This is a genomic window from Microcystis sp. M079S1 (assembly GCF_020246425.1).
GTDB lineage: Bacteria > Cyanobacteriota > Cyanobacteriia > Cyanobacteriales > Microcystaceae > Microcystis > Microcystis aeruginosa.
In genome coordinates, this window is record NZ_JADBSZ010000357.1 from 1 (window position 1) to 16,762 (window position 16,762).

Consider the following 16,762-nt stretch of genomic DNA (forward strand, 5'->3'; position numbering starts at 1 on the left):
AAACGCCTTGGGAGAGTCCGGTCTCTGGATTCTTAATGGAGACATTGAGAATCTAAGCTGTCTCGTTGAACAAGGAATTTCCGATAGTGATAGGTCAAGAATCCCCCGTCACAGCGTAGCTTGACGGTGGGAGTATGTCAATGTACATATAGTTTTTCTCACCAAGTACCGTCAAAAGGTGTTCCAAAAGGAGCATTTAGAGTTTTTGAAATTAGCTTTTCAAGCTATAGCCGAGAAATGGGATGCGGAAGTAGTCGAGATAAACGGAGAATCAGATCATGTTCACATTCTTCTTACTTAGGGTTTGCTGAATAATGGTAAAACCCTTTTAAAATAAGGCTTTTGACCTGTTAAAATCCGATGTTCATGCTGCGAAAATCGGATTGGGACCCTCAAAAACCTGGCATTATTCTTCTTGTAGTACATAAAATGGTACTAAAAGAGAGGGCAACAAAGCCTTAAACGACCGGCTCCTGACTCCTGACTCCTGACTCCTAACCCCGCCAACAAACTTTTTGCCGCAAACCCTACTTACCCACCCCATAAGCTCTTAAGTGGGTTAATAGCCCACCTAAAGTCAACCTCTTGCCAATTAATGTGGGACAATTATCCTAATCATTTAAAAAAGATTTATTGGAAAGACAAACGGGTTTTGTGGACAGGGGCGTATTTTGTGGCTAGTTGTGGTGGTGTTACGATAGACCAGCAAAAAAAATATGTTGAGAATCAGGATTCCCCTGAATATTAGTTGTGCTTCGCTGTTCTATATTGGCGGAACCTTTCATCTCATCGGTAAAACATACATAGCCTTCAAGCCGACATTACAGGTAAAAACCATAGGAATTTGACTTTAGATAATTTCTGGCCAACTAGCTACCACCGAGGCCAATTTATCCAAATCCCGACGATCTTCGATAAAGGGAAAAACACCTAAAACCGGACAATTAGTCAAGGATTGAATTAAATCGATCGGTGTTAACTGCTCTATTTCCGTCTCCGTGCGCGGTTCGAGACAATTAAGGATAATTCCGCCTAAATTGACCTTTTTTTGCTCTGCTAGGGCAATATTAGCCACAGTTTGGGAAATCGCTCCCAATTTCACCGGCACCACTAAAAGGGTTTTTAACCGCCATTGAGAGGCTAAATCCGCCACAGTTAGCTCGTGGGTGACAGGACAACCTAAACCCCCCAAACCCTCAATTAAAACCAAATCTTGGCTTTTTTGTAGGTTCAGCAGAGCTTGCCAGACTGTCCCTAAAGGAATATCTCGACCTTCCAAATCGGCGGCCACAGGAGGCGCTAAGGGTGCTTGATATTGCAGCGGTGTAATCATTTCTAATTGACCCTGAAATAAGCCCTCATACCATTCTCGATCGCCTTGACCCGTTTGCATTAATTTCATCAGCCCCAAGGCCTTGGATGGATAGTATTTTTGCCAATAAGCCACTAAGGCAGTGGTGACAACGGTTTTACCCGCGTCGGTATCCGTAGCCGTAATCAAAAGACTATTCATAAAACTCCCAGACCAAGTCAAGATCAGGTGAAATCACCAATATTTATCATCTTATCTCCCCATCTCCCCACTCCCCTACTCCCCACTTCATAATTCATAATTCCCCACTCCCCACTCCCCACTTCCCCACTTCCCCACACCCCACCACCCCACTACCCCAGATATTGCATGGGTAAGATGCAAAAAGAAAAAAAACTGCAGCCAAAAAGGTGAGATGGAATACACTAAAAGTATAAGGTTATCAATTTTGCTATTTTTCAAGTTGCATCCTAGGCAACAGAATTGCAATTATCCCTCTAGTTAGAAATTGGACGGTTTGCCCTGTGGTTTCATCACTTCCCAAGCCCAATGACTCTTTAACAACGGTTCCCCAGCGTTGTTCTGGGGCTTATGCCTTGATGGACAGTCTCAAACGTCATGGTGTTAAGCACATCTTCGGTTATCCGGGTGGTGCGATCCTGCCCATCTATGACGAACTCTACCGCTTTGAAGAGCGGGGAGAATTACAACATATTTTAGTGCGCCACGAACAAGCGGCCGCCCATGCCGCCGATGCCTACGCTAGGGCCACCGGCAAAGTGGGGGTCTGTTTCGGTACTTCCGGCCCCGGGGCGACCAATTTGGTGACAGGCATCGCTAACGCACACATGGACTCCATCCCGATGGTAATTATCACCGGTCAGGTGAGTCGGGCGGCCATCGGTTCCGATGCTTTCCAAGAAACCGATATTTATGGTATTACTCTCCCGATTGTTAAACATTCCTATGTGGCTAGAAATGCCCGGGAAGTAGCGAGAATCGTCGCTGAGGCCTTCCACATCGCCAGTACAGGACGACCGGGACCGGTTTTAGTCGATATTCCCAAAGATGTCGGTTTAGAACTATGCGATTATATCCCCGTCGAACCGGGAGATGTGAAACTAACCGGCTATCGTCCCACGGTTAAGGGCAATCGCCGTCAGATCGAGGCCGCTTTACACCTCTTGGAAACCGCCGAAAAACCTTTACTTTACGTTGGCGGAGGTGCGATCGCAGCTAATGCCCACGCCCAAATTGCCGAGTTTGCCGAGCGTTTTCAGTTACCCGTCACCACCACGTTAATGGGTATCGGTGCTTTTGATGAACATCATCCCCTCTCGGTGGGAATGTTAGGAATGCACGGCACTGCCTACGCTAATTTTGCCGTGACCGAGTGTGATTTATTAATTGCCGTCGGCGCTCGTTTTGATGACCGAGTAACGGGAAAATTGGACGAATTCGCCTCGAAAGCTAAGGTAATCCATGTGGATATTGACCCCGCCGAAGTGGGCAAAAATCGCGCCCCTGACGTGCCGATTGTCGGGGATGTGCGGGTAGTTTTAGAACAAATACTCCAAAAAGCCAGAGAATTTGATTATCCCACTAATTCCGATCGCACCCAAGCTTGGTTAGCCCAGATCGAGCGCTGGCGACAAGATTATCCCCTGCAAGTACCTCGACCGGAAGGCAGACTTTCCCCCCAAGAAGTGATCGTTGAGGTGGGTCGTCAAGCACCCCACGCCTACTATACCACCGATGTGGGCCAGCATCAGATGTGGGCGGCCCAATTCCTCAAAAATGGACCCCGACGTTGGATTTCTAGCGCGGGATTGGGGACGATGGGTTTCGGTTTACCCGCTGCTATGGGGGCAAAGGTGGCTATTCCCGATGAAGAGGTCATCTGTATTAGTGGTGATTCCAGTTTCCAAATGAATCTACAGGAATTGGCCACCCTAACCCAATTTAATATTCATGCCAAGACGATTATTATTAATAATGGTTGGCAGGGTATGGTACGTCAATGGCAAGAAGCTTTCTATGGGGAACGTTATTCTAATTCCAATATGGAAGCGGGAATGCCGGATGTGGAACTGTTAGCCCAAGCTTACGGCATTAAAGGCATTACTATTCGCCATCGAGAGGAATTAGCCGCAAAAATTGCCGAAATGTTGGCCCATGATGGTCCGGTTTTGGTCAATGCGATCGTGACTAAGGATGAAAATTGTTATCCCATGGTCGCCCCCGGTCAAAGTAATGCGCGTATGATTGGTTTACCGAAAATTGTCACCAGAAGTTGTGAAATGCTCGATTGTCCCAGTTGTGGCGCAGTTAACAGTTGGAATAATAAATTCTGTCCTGAATGTGGGGCGAAATTGTAGCCGAAAATTGTTAATCGATTATCTAGCCTCCGTTAAGGATAACGGAGGTTTTTCGCTTTTTCTCTAATGTTTAAACATCATAGAAATTGTCATACTAAATCCGTTGAGCATAGGCTACTTATAAGGACAGGCAAAAGGCAAGAGGCACTCATGCAAAAGGGGGAATAAATAATCAGTTTTTAATAACCGGATTTATTGTCAAAGAGACATCGATAAAATAACCAAGAATTGCCAGCATTAAATCCGATTGGCTTTCGATAGAATTAACCAATCCTCATCCTCAGCGATCATCTTTTTCCCTTCCTGATCGCCTAACTTTTCTAAGGCTAATAAACCAGCATATTTTAAATCAAAAATCTGACTATTTAAACACTTATGTAGTAGAGAAATTGAGTGCCGATCACCGAGATTTCCTAAAGCGATGGCAGCGGCAGCCCGGGATTTTTGGAATTGGGGGGAAGTATTTTCTAAGGCTTCGATAAATAGATCGTAAGCGGGGGAATATTGCAGCCAACCGAGAATTTTAATAACATGATAATGCGCTCCGTAATCATTATGAGCCTCTTTTTTCCAAGTAGTTAATAAAGCTTCTGGGGCCGCCGTGGCATAATTTTCTAAAAGGGTTTTACTAGCAAGATAACAGCGGCCAAAATCCGTATGATAGAGTTCGCCGATGGTAAAATCAATTGTGGGTGGTTGATCGTACTCGTGAACTAAATCAAGACCTTCGGGATGGTCATAAATAACGCTATCTAGATAGGGTTCCACCTCGGCAAAAGTTAGACCTTTTTCCTTACCCACCTCCGCTAATAAACGAATTCCCCGCAGACGAAAAGCGATCGAAACCGGACAGCGAGAGATTTGGGGAATTGCCTGATAGTAACCCGCATCGATTAGGTCTTGAATAGAGCCACGACGGGCGTTAACATTATCATCTTGGAGAAAAGCGACCACTTGCCCCATCTGACGATAATCCCCCGTTAAACGGCAAATAGCGGCAATTGCCGCACTGGCGATCGGTTTATCTGGCCAGTTTGTCAATTTTTCTATGGACGAGACGGCGGGTTGATAATCTAATTTAGCTAAAGTTTGAATAATAGTCCGGTAACTCTGGCCAGGTTTATCTAATAATTGACTAATTTTCTCTAAAATGGCGGTTTCCTGCGTACCGATCTCGCCGATCGCCCAGACAGCATTCTCCACGGTATAAATATCTTCATCGGTTAAACAATCGCGAATAATCGGTAAAGCTTTTGCTGCTTGCAAACGACCTAAACTTTCTAAAGCTTTGCGTCGGGTAATGCGATCATAGAGATCGTGAGAGGGATTTTCTATGGCCGCGATCAAAGCATTAATCGATCGCTCCGTGGGAAAATTAATTAGATGGGCTGCCGCTACATAACGCTCTGTGGGTGCGTTTAACTGTTCGAGCGGGGTTTGCAGGAGAGCGATCGCTTGATCTTCCGTTAACCCAAACATATTAAAAAAACGTTTATCCATCGTGCCTTAAATCAAGTAAAAAGTCAGGGGTAAAAAGGGAGAAATCCTGATTATTTCTAGGTTTTCATTTGTTTAGTCTCATCCACTGCTCAAGATTTCCCAGAATCGGGTTTCGTTACCAGTTATTACAATTATCGGACTAGGGTAGGAAAATTTGAGAAAATCAGGGACAAACCTTTAACAAAAATCTCAATTAAGCGATCGCCATGACTGACAATCTTACCAATATTCCCGAACCCGTTACTCCGCAAGACATCGCGGCAGTGATTGAAGAATTTGAGGTCTATCGTCAACGCTTGATCAACGATCTCACCAATGCCGCTCAAAAAGCGAAACTGCCCAAATCGAAGCTTAATGCTCGTTTAGAGCCAGAATTAGCCCAAATTGACGAAACTCTCGCCAATCTCCGCGCCCAACAGGCCGCCCTCAGCAGCAATTAAAATAGCCGGCAGCCGTTGGTCGTCAGCTAGATAAAAGTTATATTGGTCGGAAAAATGGCTAATTAATGCAAAAACCGAGAACTAAAGGCTGATAGTCCCACGGCTGACCGCTAATTAACCCAATATTGATGGAAAATTCCCGCCTATGAGTGAAGCGATCAAATTATCCCCCCTATCCAGTGCCGAAGTAGACGAATTTTTGGCGATCGCCCGTAAGGAAGTGGCGGAGGGAACCTTCGATGGGAGTGATAGCCAACGCATCCAGCGTCTGGTGGAATGTTTGGGAGATCCCCGGGGAATGGTACGCTTGGGTTTTGCCGATACTCTCGGTAAAATCGGCAAAGCTGCCACTCCTTTTTTAGTGACAGCACTGCTCAATCATCAGGAGCCGGTGGTGCGTCGTGCCAGTGCCAAAACTCTAACTCTAATTGCGGATCCCGACAGCGTATCTCCCCTAGTGCAAGCGCTGCTTAACGATGAGGATACAGTGGTTAAAGGTTCCTCCGTGGGTGCTTTGGCTCGTATTGGTGAGGCTGCTGTTCCCCTGTTACTCGATATTCTCGCCTCCGGTGAACATCCCGAAAGCACCAAAGGTCATGCGGCCTGGGCTTTAGCTTTTATTGGCACGGAAGCGAAGGAATATTTATATCGGGAAATTAACTCTGATTCGGAAGCGGTGCGGGCTGCCGTGGTAGGTGCGATCGCTAAAATCGCTCAGGATAGTGGCGAAGCAACAGCCTTGGGATTGTTAATTAATGCCCTTGAGGATCACTCTGAAACGGTGCGTTGTGAAGCGGCGGCAGTAATAGGAAATCTCGCCTATAAACCGGCAGTTTCCCGTTTGATTCCATTGTTAGAACATCCCGAGGGGGAAACGCGCAAATCGGCGGCTTTGTCGTTAATGAAAATTAAGGATACAGAAGCAATGGCAGCCCTAGAAAAGGCCTTAGAAAAAGAAGCGGAAAACTCGATCGCCACCGTGATTAAATTGGCAATATCTCAGTTACAACGGCAAGAGGCTGACATCGACACCATTGACGACAATGAGAATGACAACCTAAAATCTTTTCGCTAATTTTGCCATAGACTGCACCCTTTGCTTCTAAAATGGGCTATTGCGGCTAGACCCGAATATTGGTCTAGCATTTGCCCGTAGACTGAATAAAGCACGTTATAAAGATTATGGCCAAAGTTCTGGTATCCGATTCGATCGATCCGGTAGGAGTAGAAATTCTGTCACAGGTTGCCCAAGTGGACGTGAAAACAGGACTATCCGCTGAGGAAATCATTCAAATTATCCCCGAATACGACGCACTGATGCTCCGTTCCAGTACCCGCGTCACCAAAGAAATCGTCGAAGCGGGCAGCAAACTGCAAATTATCGGCCGCGCAGGGGTAGGAGTCGATAATATCGATGTTCCCGCGGCCACTCGTCAGGGTATTATTGTCGTTAACTCTCCCGAAGGTAACACGATCGCCGCTGCCGAACACGCCTTGGCCATGATGTTATCCCTCTCCCGTCATATTCCCGATGCCAATCAGTCGGTAAAAGCGAATAAATGGGAAAGAAATCGCTTTATCGGCACAGAAGTTTATAAAAAGAACCTAGGAGTCGTCGGTTTAGGGAAAATTGGTTCCCACGTCGCCGCCGTTGCTAGATCTCTAGGCATGAAAATTCTCGCCTACGATCCCTTTATTTCCAAAGAACGCGCCGATCAACTCGGTTGCACCTTGGTGGATCTAGAATTACTCTTTGCTGAGTCCGATTTTATCACTCTCCACGTCCCGAAAACTGCCGAAACCCAGCATCTCATCGGTCGGGAAACCATCGCTAAGATGAAACCCACAGTCCGCATCATTAACTGTTCCAGAGGCGGCATTATCGATGAGTTGGCTTTAATTGAAGCCCTCGAATCCGGTAGAATCGCCGGGGCAGCCTTGGATGTATTTGAACAGGAACCTTTAGGCGAATCTAGATTAAGAGAATTATCTAACGTCATCCTCACTCCCCACCTAGGTGCATCGACTACGGAAGCACAGGTGAATGTGGCTATTGATGTGGCCGAACAAATTCGCGATGTCCTCCTCGGTTTGCCAGCGCGCTCGGCTGTTAATATCCCCGGACTAACTCCCGATGTTATGGAAAAACTGCGCCCTTACCTGCAATTAGCGGAAACTATGGGTAATCTCGTCAGTCAGTTGGCAGGAGGTCGCTGTGACTCGTTAAATGTCCGTTTACAGGGAGAATTGGCCACTAAAGACAGTCAACCCCTAGTGATAGCGGCCATTAAGGGTTTACTTTCCCAAGCCCTCCGGGAACGGGTAAACTATGTTAATGCGGCGATCGAAGCTAAGGAACGCGGTATCCGGGTAATCGAAACCCGGGATGCTTCCACCCGCGACTATTCGGGATCGATTCATTTGGAAGCTAATGGTTCTATGGGGACCCATTCCGTCACTGGGGCGCTGTTAAGCACCGGAGAAATCCGCATTACTGACCTCGATGAGTTCCCCATTAACGTGCCACCGAGTAATCATATGTTATTCACCCTTCACCAGGATATGCCCGGTATTATCGGCAAAATTGGCGCACTTTTAGGCAGTTTTAATGTCAATATCGCCAGTATGCAGGTAGGACGCAAAATTATTCGCGGTGACGCAGTTATGGCCCTGAGTCTCGATGATCCTTTACCAGAAGGTCTTCTCTCGGAAATTACTAAAGTCCCCGGTATCCGTGATGCTTATACAGTGAAACTCTAGATTAAATCAGTTATCAGCTTCTGAAGGCAAGGGGCAACCCCCCACCCCCCCTAGGGTTGATTCAAGGTAGGGTTGATTCATGAATCAACCCTACTACCAACATCGGGGGGGTGGGGGGGCAAGGGGGGCTAATCTAAGAATAAGCGGTTTAAATGCGTCTTAGCTTAATCAGTAATCAGTGAAAAGAAAGCTCCGCACTTGCCACTTAAGTAGGGAGGCACAATTATTTGTAGGATGGGTTAGCGGTAGCGTAACCCATGCGGGCGTTGGGTTTCATGCTTCAACCCAACCTACGTTCATCTTATATTTAATTCCACCCACCTACTTAATACTGTTGACTGAAAACTCAAATCTGATAACTGATCACTGATCACTGATATATGTCTAATAGTTGGTGGGAAATTACGGTTTTGTGCGAACCTAGTCTCGAAGAAACGGTTTTCTGGAGACTGGAAAATTTTGGCTGTTCGGGAACGGCCACTGCTAAAAAACAATCCTCTTTAGAGGTTAAGGCCTATATACCAGAAATTAAAGCGCAATTGCCCGATTTAGAGGCACTAAGCCTCTGCTTAAAGGAAGATGCTTTGATTTTAGGTTTTCCCGAACCTGTCAGCCATTGGCAGTTAATGGACGAGGAAGACTGGGCCAGCAGTTGGAAACAACATTGGCAAATTAGCGAGATCGGCGATCGCTTTTTGATCTGTCCTGCTTGGTTAAATCCCCCCGAAAATAACCAGAGATTGGTGATTAAAATTGACCCCGGTTCCGCTTTCGGCACGGGAACGCATCCAACCACGCAATTATGTCTAGAATCCCTAGAAATGCGTTTAAGTAGCCATCCAGAGCCTAAAATTATCGCCGATATCGGTTGTGGTTCCGGCATACTGGCGATCGGGGCGATTTTATTGGGGGCCAAAAAAGTTTATGCTGTCGATACAGATCCGCTGGCGGTGAGTGCGACGCGCAGTAATCGCCATCTCAACGGGATTAACCCCGAAAATTTAGCTATTAATCAGGGTAGTGTCGAGGAGTTATTAGAATTAATTCCCGATGGTGTCGATGGCATCGTTTGTAATATTTTAGCCGAGACAATTATCGCTTTAATGCCCGAAATCAACCGTCTGGCAAAACCCACCACTTGGGGAATTTTAAGCGGCATCCTCGTCACCCAAGCACAAGCAGTTACAGATATTTTAGAACCCCAAGGCTGGACAGTGGCTGCCCTGTGGAAACGTCAAGAATGGTGTTGTCTTCAAATTCGTCGCGCTCTGGATTAATATAGCTATCAGTTATCAGCTTCTGAAAGCAAGAAGCAGCAAAAAAAATCTGGCAATTCTCCTACCCAAAAAGAAGGTTAGAAACTAAGTAGATTTAAGCTTTTAGCTTAACAAATGACAGTTTTCCACCACAGGGGAGTTCCAATGATACTTTACAATACCGACCCCTGATTTCTGAACGAGTACGGAGGGAGTCGAACCCCCGACACCCAGGACCGGAACCTGGTGCTCTATCCTCTGAGCTACGTACCCACAATAAAATACTATTATATTATACCACTAGCCGACGCAGTAGAGCAGAAATTTCTATGACTAGCGATCGCCCTTTAAAACTACTGATCAGTAACGATGACGGCATTTCCGCCCTAGGAGTCCGCACCCTCGCTAACACCCTCGCTACTGCGGGCCATCAAGTCACCGTAGTTTGTCCCGACGGCGAGCGCTCTGCTACTGGTCATGGCTTAACCTTACACCATCCCATCCGGGCCGAACAGGTGGAAGGAATTTTTCATCCCGATGTGATTGCTTGGTCTTGCTCGGGAACTCCCGCCGATTCGGTGAAATTTGCCCTTAGTGCCGTCCTCAAAGAGCGTCCCGATGTAGTTTTAGCTGGCATTAACCACGGGTCTAATCTCGGCACCGATATCCTCTATTCTGGCACGGTTTCCGCAGCCCTGGAGGGCTTAATCGAGGGTATTCCCAGTATTGCTTTTAGTCTGGCTAGTTTTAAAGCCTGTGATTTCCAGCCGGCCGCCGATTTTGCCCTCACTTTAGTCAGGAAAGTTGCCCTTAACCCTTTTCCTATTCCCACTTTACTCAATGTGAACGTCCCTCCGGTTAGTAGTGGCGAAATCAAGGGGGTGAAAATCACTAGGCAAGGATTGCGACGCTACGAAGAAACCTTCGAGAAAAGACTGGATCCTAGGGGTAAAAGTTATTACTGGTTAATTGGGGAAGTGGTGGAAGATATCGAACAACCGGACTATACCCATTTACCCCCGGAAGTGCCTACGGATGTGCGCGCTATTGGCGATAATTTTATCACCATCACGCCCCTACAATACAATTTAACTGATGTGCAGGGTTTTCAACATTTGCACCGGAATTCTTGGTTTGATTGAGGATCATCTCATGATATTCTGATTCAATCATTAGCGTTTGAGAGCCTATGTCCCCTCAATTTAATTTTCAAGAAAACGAACTCGAAGAAGCGGATATCATAACCCTCTGGGATGAGCAAGGTCGATCGCTGGACTGTTATATTGAGAACGCCTATGAAACCGATGATCTCACCTATATGCTTCTTGTCCCCGTGGATACCCCGGTGATGATTCTAGCTTGGGATGAGGAATCGGAGGAAGAAGAATCTGATGCCTTCTTAATCGAAGATAGCGAGGAAATCGAGCGTATTTTCGCCGATGCTAAGGCAGTTTTAGCAGAATTAGACCTATTGCTCAAATCCACTGCCCACACCTTGACTGTTAGTGGTGAATTACCGCCCCTAGAAGAAGATAATGTTCTCAGTTTAGAAATTGATGGCGATGAACCCTCCTCGTCATCAGAGCCGGAAGAATTGCAATTTCTCGCCAGTTTCTTTTCGGAAGACCAAAAATACTCGATTTACAGTCCCCTAGCTCCTTTGTTATTCTTAGCCGTCGGTGATGCGGAAGGGAAAGTTGAATTAGTTTCCCCCGATGATGACGGTATGGGACCAATTCTAGAGGAACTTTTGTTTGATGAACTCGATTAATTACATAATTTTACCAAATCCGCCGACCAAAATTTTTGATAAATCTAGTCACAGTATATCTTTCGGGATTTTATTATCGTCGTGATTAAAACGGATTTGGTATTTTTTCTCTAAATTAATTACACATTTCCCTAACCACTGACGAACTTATTATCTGTCGGATAGGCTTCTAGCCTCTGCTTGCTGGCAAAAGTGAGGGGCAGCCCGGGACAGACACTGATGCCAAAGGAAGAATAGACCTCTTGTAAAAATCAAAAATTGTTGTTAGGGTTAGGAGTCAGTAGCCGGTCGTCAGTAGTCAGGAGAATTAAGAATAAATAATAAGCAATTAAATGGTCTATTTACAGATTTTGTGCCATTTAATCCTTATTTTTGCCGTTTTTGAAACCTCAAAAATTAATTATGCAAGAGTTCTAGTCTTTAGTCAGAAGATTTACTATCAGAGCAGCACAAGGCTGACGTTTAGGGGCTGGCTGCGATAGGATAAAAAAGTGCTAGATAAAAACTCCTCTCCCTTCTGGTCCTTAGTTGCGGGTCACTGGTTCAAGCTCATCTGTGGAGCCAGTTACCAGGATTTGCCCACGATTCGCAACCTCGCTTTGACCTATACTATCGTCGGGGCCGATTGTATTGATGTGGCCGCCGACCGGGCTGTGATTGTTGCGGCCAAAGAAGGCATCGAAACCGCCGAAAAAATCGCTGGATTACCTCCCAATCGACGACCTTGGTTAATGGTCAGTCTCAATGACGGGGAAGATCCCCACTTTCGTAAAGCTATCTTTAACCCGCAACTCTGTCCGGTCGATTGTCCCCGTCCCTGCGAAAAAATCTGTCCCGCTTATGCTATCGATAGGGGAGGAGTGATCGAACAGCGCTGTTATGGTTGCGGTCGTTGCTTACCCGTTTGTCCCTTACAAATCATCACCACGGAATCCCGTGTCTGTCAACCCCAAGAAATTATCCCCTTAATTATCGAAATGGGAGTCGATGCGATCGAAATTCATACCCAAGTCGGTCATGGAGAGGAATTTGCTCGACTCTGGCAAGCGATCGCACCTGTAAGTAAAAACCTAAAAATCCTCGCCATAAGTTGCCAAGATCATCAGCATATCATTGATTACCTCCACTATCTGCAAGAAACTATTTCACCCCTAAGCTGTCCTCTGATTTGGCAGACTGACGGCCGACCGATGAGCGGCGATATCGGCAAAGGAACCACCCACCCGGCTATTAATATGGCCAAAAAAGTCCTCTGTGCCAATCTAGCCGGATTTGTGCAGTTAGCCGGGGGAACCAATGACCATACCGTGACCAAATTACGGCAACTGGGACTGAGAGAAAAAATCGCTGGTATTGCATCTGGAAGTTACGCCCGTTCATTGATTTTGCCAATTTTAGAGCATTTAGACCAGCCTAACCTTGAAAATGACCCCCAAGCCTACCAAGAAGCCGTTAAAGCCGCTTCTATTCTCGTTGCTCAATTGAAAGCCTAGCCTTGGTCAAAAAACTATAATATTTTTTTAATTGACAACTAACCCCTAAATGTGTTAGACCCCAAGAAAATCTTGGAAATAAAAACGGCCAATTATCGAAAAAATCAGGTCTAAAACCTCGCCTTTTAAGGCGAAAAGTTTTTGGAGCGGGGCATAAATCCCCGTTACAAAAACGGCCTCCTGCCCCCTGCCTCCGTTAACACCAAAACCTTTTACTATTAATGCCAGAAACCCTACCCTCCTCTCGGATGCCAGTTACCGACGATTTAAACAAACTCTTGGCAATTCTACCCGCGCGGATTCGCACCAAAATCGAGGAACACCCGCGGCAGCATCAACTGATCGAAGTGGTTATGGATTTGGGACGCATACCAGAAGCGCGTTTTCCCGATGGGGCGATCGATCTGGGGGACGAACCGATCTCAAAAGAAGAAATCCAGTATTCGATCGCCAGGGTGGGCAGTTTTAGCGGCGATAATCGCGCCGGGATTGAACGCACCCTGCACCGCATCAGTGCCATTCGCAATCGAGACGGGGAAATTATCGGTTTAACCTGTCGTATCGGTCGGGCCGTTTTCGGTACGATCACCCTGATTAACGACCTAGTGGAAACGGGTAAATCCCTGCTGCTGCTCGGTCGTCCGGGGGTGGGGAAAACCACCGCTCTCCGGGAAATTGCCCGAGTTTTAGCCGACGACCTCAATAAACGGGTAGTGATTATCGACACCTCCAACGAAATCGCCGGGGATGGAGATATTCCCCATCCGGCCATCGGTCGCGCTCGTCGGATGCAGGTGGCCCGTCCGGAATTGCAGCATCAAGTCATGATCGAAGCGGTGGAAAACCATATGCCAGAGGTGATCGTGATTGATGAGATCGGTACGGAATTAGAAGCTCTGGCCGCTCGCACGATCGCCGAACGCGGGGTGCAGTTAGTGGGAACCGCCCACGGCAATCAACTGGAAAATTTAATTAAAAACCCGACTTTATCGGATTTAGTCGGGGGAATTCAGGCAGTAACTCTCGGAGACGAAGAAGCACGCCGCCGGGGTTCTCAGAAAACCGTTTTAGAACGCAAAGCACCGCCCACCTTTGACATTGCCATCGAAATGTTGGAACGTCAGCGCTGGGTTATCCACGAAGACGTATCCACCACTATCGACCAACTGCTGCGGGGACGGGAAGCAATTGCCCAAATCCGTTGGGTAGATGAGGAGGGGAAAGTACAAGTCACTCAGGAAGAACCAAAACAGGAAAACCTCACCCCTTTGCGTCGCAATTATCTGCCAGAAATGGATAAACCCAAGGGATGGCGGGCCGATGGCCGGATGACTCCCGTGGCCCGTTTCGGTGCAGGCGGACTCAACCGGGAAAACGATTTTGATCGCCTCCTCGAACAATCTTGGCTGCAGGAAGAACCGGAAACGGAAAAAATCCGCATCCCCGGTCCCAATGGCGAAGATTGGCCGGTTTATGTCTATCCCTACGGAGTCAGTCGCGCCCCGATCGAACAGGTAGTACAGGCCCTAGATTTGCCGATCGTTTTGACCAAAGATTTACAGGAGGCCGACGCGGTGCTGGCCCTGCGTTCCCACGTCAAAAATCAGTCAAAATTGCGGCAAATTGCCAAAGTAAGACAAATTCCCATCCACGGCATCAAATCCAATACCCTGCCCCAAATTTCTCGCGGTTTAAAGCGGATTTTGGGCATTGATGACCCGATGAATCAGGAAGGTGCGGATATGCGTTTATTTGCCCGCAGCGGTAGCGATGACGAGATCGAAGCTTTGGAGGAGGCCCGGTTAGCGGTGGAACAAATCGTTATTCCTACCGGTCAACCGGTGGAGTTACTGCCGCGATCGGCGAAAGTGCGGAAAATGCAGCACGAATTAGTGGAACATTACCGTCTCCAATCCGATAGCTTCGGAGAGGAACCGAATCGCCGTATTCGCATCTATCCAGCTTAGGAGTCGGGAATTTGAAGCGACGCACGCTAATTATTATGGGTACGGGGGCGGCGATCGGTGCGGTGGCCTCCCTGATTATCCATCGTCCCCGATCGGCGGCGGAATTACGGGACAAAATGCCCCTAGCTGCAAGAATTAAGCTCTGTCTCGATCTGGCTAAGATGAAACTAGCCACTACGATCGACTATCTCGATAGTTATGCCCGTCGGGGAATTCTCTATCCCTATCTTACCCATCCAGAGCCATCGGGTTTTAATTTCTTCAATTGGCTACGGAGGAGGAATAGTCCCACCCCCGGCACTTGGAAGTTAGAAAACGCCGATTTTTGGGCGGCAGGGGCTTTTCCTGCTCTATTATGGAAAATTACTGACTTAGAATCAGACCCTATGTATGCGGGCTTTTGGGCTGCTGCTGCGAAAAAATGGAGCGATCCCTTAAAAGAAGCGAGTTTAAAGAACAAAGACATCGCTCTTAATAATTTACTGGTTTTTGCTCCTTGGTTTGAGTCGGGACGGGGCCAGGAAAAACAGACAGCTTTAGAGATCACTTTACAGGGAGCCAGACAACTAGCCCAACCCTTTCAGGATGGGAAGGGGAGTTAAGCTAAACGGCGCTTAACCTGCATGATCCAACAGCTATAACCCTTTTGGAGTCTATATCGGTGATCCGAAGTAAAAGCCGTTTAGCTTATCACAGCGATATCGGGACTTTTGGCTGGTTACGCAAGGCCGATCGCACCGATCAGCAAGAACATTGGCAGGTTTTTATCGACCATACGATCAATATAGAACAACTGCTCTGGGCAAGTCTCCACAATCCTGACCCCAAGGAAGCAAAAGATTGGCAAGAAAAGGCTCTTTCCCACATCCGCACCATTAGCCGCACCTTTGGGGCTAATCGTCGCCCGGGTAAAACGGGAACTTGGCAAAGAGGGTATTTTGATCAAAATGTCAACTCTCCCACCTATAGAAATTTCTTATTTAATGAGGGGAAACAGGGCTGGCGCGATGATAGCACTTGGTCCAGGGGTCAAGCTTGGTTTATTTATAGTGCCACGACGGCCTATATTTACACCGGCGATCCGGAAATGTTAACCATTGCCAAGGATGCCATTAATTATTATCTGGACAATTTGCCCGATCGCTGGCCCGGTGGACAAAGACGCGCCGGAGATTTTATTCCCCCCTGGGACTTTGATTATGCCCTGCAAAAAAATGCCGCTACCGAAAGGGATTCTTCGGCAGCGGCGATCGCTGTGGCGGGGATCATTCGCTTATTAAAAGCTTTACCCAGCAGTGATCCTAGTTATGGAACCTATCGAGAGGCGATCGATAATACTCTCTTGAATTTGACTTCTTTTGCCTATTTTCCCGACGAAACCGCCCCAGAGATGAGTTTATTGCGTCATGGTTGTTATCATCATCCCGCCGCGATTCAACCCAGCCAAATCTATCTCAATGGAGCGAGAGGACTCCCGTTAAACCGCTACGCAGTTAACGGGAGATGAATCGCCACCAGAATAAAACTAACGCGGTAGGGTTTCCACTTTCGGGTAGTTTTGGTTCTCAACGTATTTTTTTAGTTGTTCGATGGTAACACCTCCACAACTAGCCACGAAATAACCTCCCGTCCAAAAATAAGGTTTATTGTCGAAATACTTTGCCGCCAAATCCGGAAATTCCTTTCTAATTAAGCGACTACTAACTGTTTTAAGGTTAGCGATTAGTTGGGTCCATGATTGTAATTAGGGCTTGCTGAAAAAGTTTTTCCTGGGGGCAGGGTGTGGGGTGTGGGGTGTGGGGTGTGGGGTTTTATCGATTTTCAGGTGGTCAACTACCTAATTTTCAGGGAAAAAGTACCTGAATTTTCCCCCCAATCACTCCAA

At 47.1% G+C, this 16,762-nt stretch carries 15 protein-coding genes, 1 tRNA gene and 2 pseudogenes; 14 read left to right on the forward strand and 4 right to left on the reverse strand.

The genetic code is table 11. From position 1 onward, the window contains the following. The 3 genes and pseudogenes from IM456_RS22870 to IM456_RS22875 form a co-directional block, all read left to right on the forward strand. Positions 1 to 124, forward strand: a pseudogene (locus IM456_RS22870) (zinc ribbon domain-containing protein); the annotation flags it as partial. Between the two features lie 24 nt (positions 125 to 148). Beyond that, positions 149 to 301: a transposase gene (locus IM456_RS23460; RefSeq protein WP_353737725.1), complete on the forward strand. Its 153-nt coding sequence runs from the start codon at positions 149 to 151 to the stop codon at positions 299 to 301. Positions 302 to 487: 186 nt separating this feature from the next. Next, positions 488 to 748 carry a transposase gene (locus IM456_RS22875; RefSeq protein ID WP_216645724.1) on the forward strand — a complete coding sequence of 87 codons (261 nt, stop codon included), beginning with the start codon at positions 488 to 490 and terminating at the stop codon, positions 746 to 748. A 102-nt stretch (positions 749 to 850) separates the two neighbouring features. On the opposite strand, the gene bioD is transcribed toward IM456_RS22875, so the two are convergent. After that, positions 851 to 1,513: a dethiobiotin synthase gene (gene bioD / locus IM456_RS22880; protein ID WP_149987951.1), complete on the reverse strand. Its 663-nt coding sequence runs from the start codon at positions 1,511 to 1,513 to the stop codon at positions 851 to 853. 323 nt (positions 1,514 to 1,836) lie between these two features. Here bioD and ilvB point away from each other — a divergent pair, with 323 nt between their 5' ends. Next, a complete protein-coding gene (ilvB, locus tag IM456_RS22885) occupies positions 1,837 to 3,690 on the forward strand; it encodes a biosynthetic-type acetolactate synthase large subunit (protein WP_149987949.1) in 1,854 nt (617 codons plus the stop codon). 237 nt (positions 3,691 to 3,927) lie between these two features. Here ilvB and cpeY read toward each other — a convergent pair whose 3' ends face one another. After that, positions 3,928 to 5,190, reverse strand: coding sequence for a C-phycoerythrin alpha-cysteine-82 phycoerythrobilin lyase CpeY (cpeY, locus tag IM456_RS22890; RefSeq protein WP_149987948.1), 1,263 nt, complete (start codon positions 5,188 to 5,190; stop codon positions 3,928 to 3,930). 206 nt (positions 5,191 to 5,396) lie between these two features. Between cpeY and IM456_RS22895 the strand changes: the two genes are divergently transcribed. From IM456_RS22895 to prmA, 4 genes are all read left to right on the forward strand, one after another. Further along, complete coding sequence (locus IM456_RS22895; protein WP_149987947.1) at positions 5,397 to 5,630, forward strand: DUF8630 family protein; 234 nt, start codon at positions 5,397 to 5,399, stop codon at positions 5,628 to 5,630. Positions 5,631 to 5,775: 145 nt separating this feature from the next. Further along, entirely contained in the window at positions 5,776 to 6,705 is a 930-nt protein-coding gene (locus IM456_RS22900) for a HEAT repeat domain-containing protein (RefSeq protein ID WP_287692451.1), read from the forward strand. Positions 6,706 to 6,812: 107 nt separating this feature from the next. Further along, positions 6,813 to 8,390, forward strand: a complete 1,578-nt coding sequence (gene serA, locus IM456_RS22905; RefSeq protein ID WP_150975455.1) for a phosphoglycerate dehydrogenase — start codon at positions 6,813 to 6,815, stop codon at positions 8,388 to 8,390. A 380-nt stretch (positions 8,391 to 8,770) separates the two neighbouring features. Next, positions 8,771 to 9,667 carry a 50S ribosomal protein L11 methyltransferase gene (prmA, locus tag IM456_RS22910; protein ID WP_287692453.1) on the forward strand — a complete coding sequence of 299 codons (897 nt, stop codon included), beginning with the start codon at positions 8,771 to 8,773 and terminating at the stop codon, positions 9,665 to 9,667. A 179-nt stretch (positions 9,668 to 9,846) separates the two neighbouring features. Here the strand turns inward: prmA and IM456_RS22915 are convergent. Further along, positions 9,847 to 9,919: transfer RNA gene (locus tag IM456_RS22915), tRNA-Arg, on the reverse strand. Positions 9,920 to 9,975: 56 nt separating this feature from the next. On the opposite strand from IM456_RS22915, the gene surE reads away from it, so the two are divergent. The 6 genes from surE (at position 9,976) to IM456_RS22945 (ending at position 16,384) form a co-directional block, all read left to right on the forward strand. Beyond that, positions 9,976 to 10,788 carry a 5'/3'-nucleotidase SurE gene (surE, locus tag IM456_RS22920; RefSeq protein WP_149987944.1) on the forward strand — a complete coding sequence of 271 codons (813 nt, stop codon included), beginning with the start codon at positions 9,976 to 9,978 and terminating at the stop codon, positions 10,786 to 10,788. A 47-nt stretch (positions 10,789 to 10,835) separates the two neighbouring features. Further along, positions 10,836 to 11,417: a DUF3727 domain-containing protein gene (locus IM456_RS22925; protein WP_012267496.1), complete on the forward strand. Its 582-nt coding sequence runs from the start codon at positions 10,836 to 10,838 to the stop codon at positions 11,415 to 11,417. Between the two features lie 491 nt (positions 11,418 to 11,908). Further along, complete coding sequence (ldpA, locus tag IM456_RS22930) at positions 11,909 to 12,910, forward strand: circadian clock protein LdpA (RefSeq protein ID WP_149987943.1); 1,002 nt, start codon at positions 11,909 to 11,911, stop codon at positions 12,908 to 12,910. A 221-nt stretch (positions 12,911 to 13,131) separates the two neighbouring features. After that, on the forward strand, positions 13,132 to 14,877 hold the full coding sequence (locus tag IM456_RS22935) for a R3H domain-containing nucleic acid-binding protein (RefSeq protein ID WP_287692457.1): 1,746 nt from the start codon (positions 13,132 to 13,134) through the stop codon (positions 14,875 to 14,877). A gap of 11 nt (positions 14,878 to 14,888) precedes the next feature. After that, entirely contained in the window at positions 14,889 to 15,479 is a 591-nt protein-coding gene (locus IM456_RS22940) for a hypothetical protein (RefSeq protein ID WP_287692458.1), read from the forward strand. A gap of 59 nt (positions 15,480 to 15,538) precedes the next feature. Then, the gene (locus IM456_RS22945) at positions 15,539 to 16,384 is read left to right on the forward strand and encodes a hypothetical protein (protein WP_287692459.1); all 846 of its coding nucleotides are present in this window, start codon (positions 15,539 to 15,541) and stop codon (positions 16,382 to 16,384) included. Positions 16,385 to 16,402: 18 nt separating this feature from the next. On the opposite strand, the pseudogene IM456_RS22950 reads toward IM456_RS22945, so the two are convergent. Continuing rightward, a pseudogene (locus tag IM456_RS22950) lies at positions 16,403 to 16,609 on the reverse strand (IS200/IS605 family transposase); the annotation flags it as partial. Positions 16,610 to 16,762 lie beyond the last annotated feature (153 nt).

Excerpts from the sequence above, each read along its gene's own strand:
- serA (WP_150975455.1), top strand. The coding sequence starts at position 6,813 with ATGGCCAAAGTTCTGGTATCCGATTCGATCGATCCGGTAGGAGTAGAA.
- surE (WP_149987944.1), top strand. The coding sequence starts at position 9,976 with ATGACTAGCGATCGCCCTTTAAAACTACTGATCAGTAACGATGACGGC.
- cpeY (WP_149987948.1), bottom strand. The coding sequence starts at position 5,190 with ATGGATAAACGTTTTTTTAATATGTTTGGGTTAACGGAAGATCAAGCG.
- prmA (WP_287692453.1), top strand. The coding sequence starts at position 8,771 with ATGTCTAATAGTTGGTGGGAAATTACGGTTTTGTGCGAACCTAGTCTC.
- bioD (WP_149987951.1), bottom strand. The coding sequence starts at position 1,513 with ATGAATAGTCTTTTGATTACGGCTACGGATACCGACGCGGGTAAAACC.
- IM456_RS22900 (WP_287692451.1), top strand. The coding sequence starts at position 5,776 with ATGAGTGAAGCGATCAAATTATCCCCCCTATCCAGTGCCGAAGTAGAC.
- IM456_RS22935 (WP_287692457.1), top strand. The coding sequence starts at position 13,132 with ATGCCAGAAACCCTACCCTCCTCTCGGATGCCAGTTACCGACGATTTA.
- IM456_RS22925 (WP_012267496.1), top strand. The coding sequence starts at position 10,836 with ATGTCCCCTCAATTTAATTTTCAAGAAAACGAACTCGAAGAAGCGGAT.
- IM456_RS22895 (WP_149987947.1), top strand. The coding sequence starts at position 5,397 with ATGACTGACAATCTTACCAATATTCCCGAACCCGTTACTCCGCAAGAC.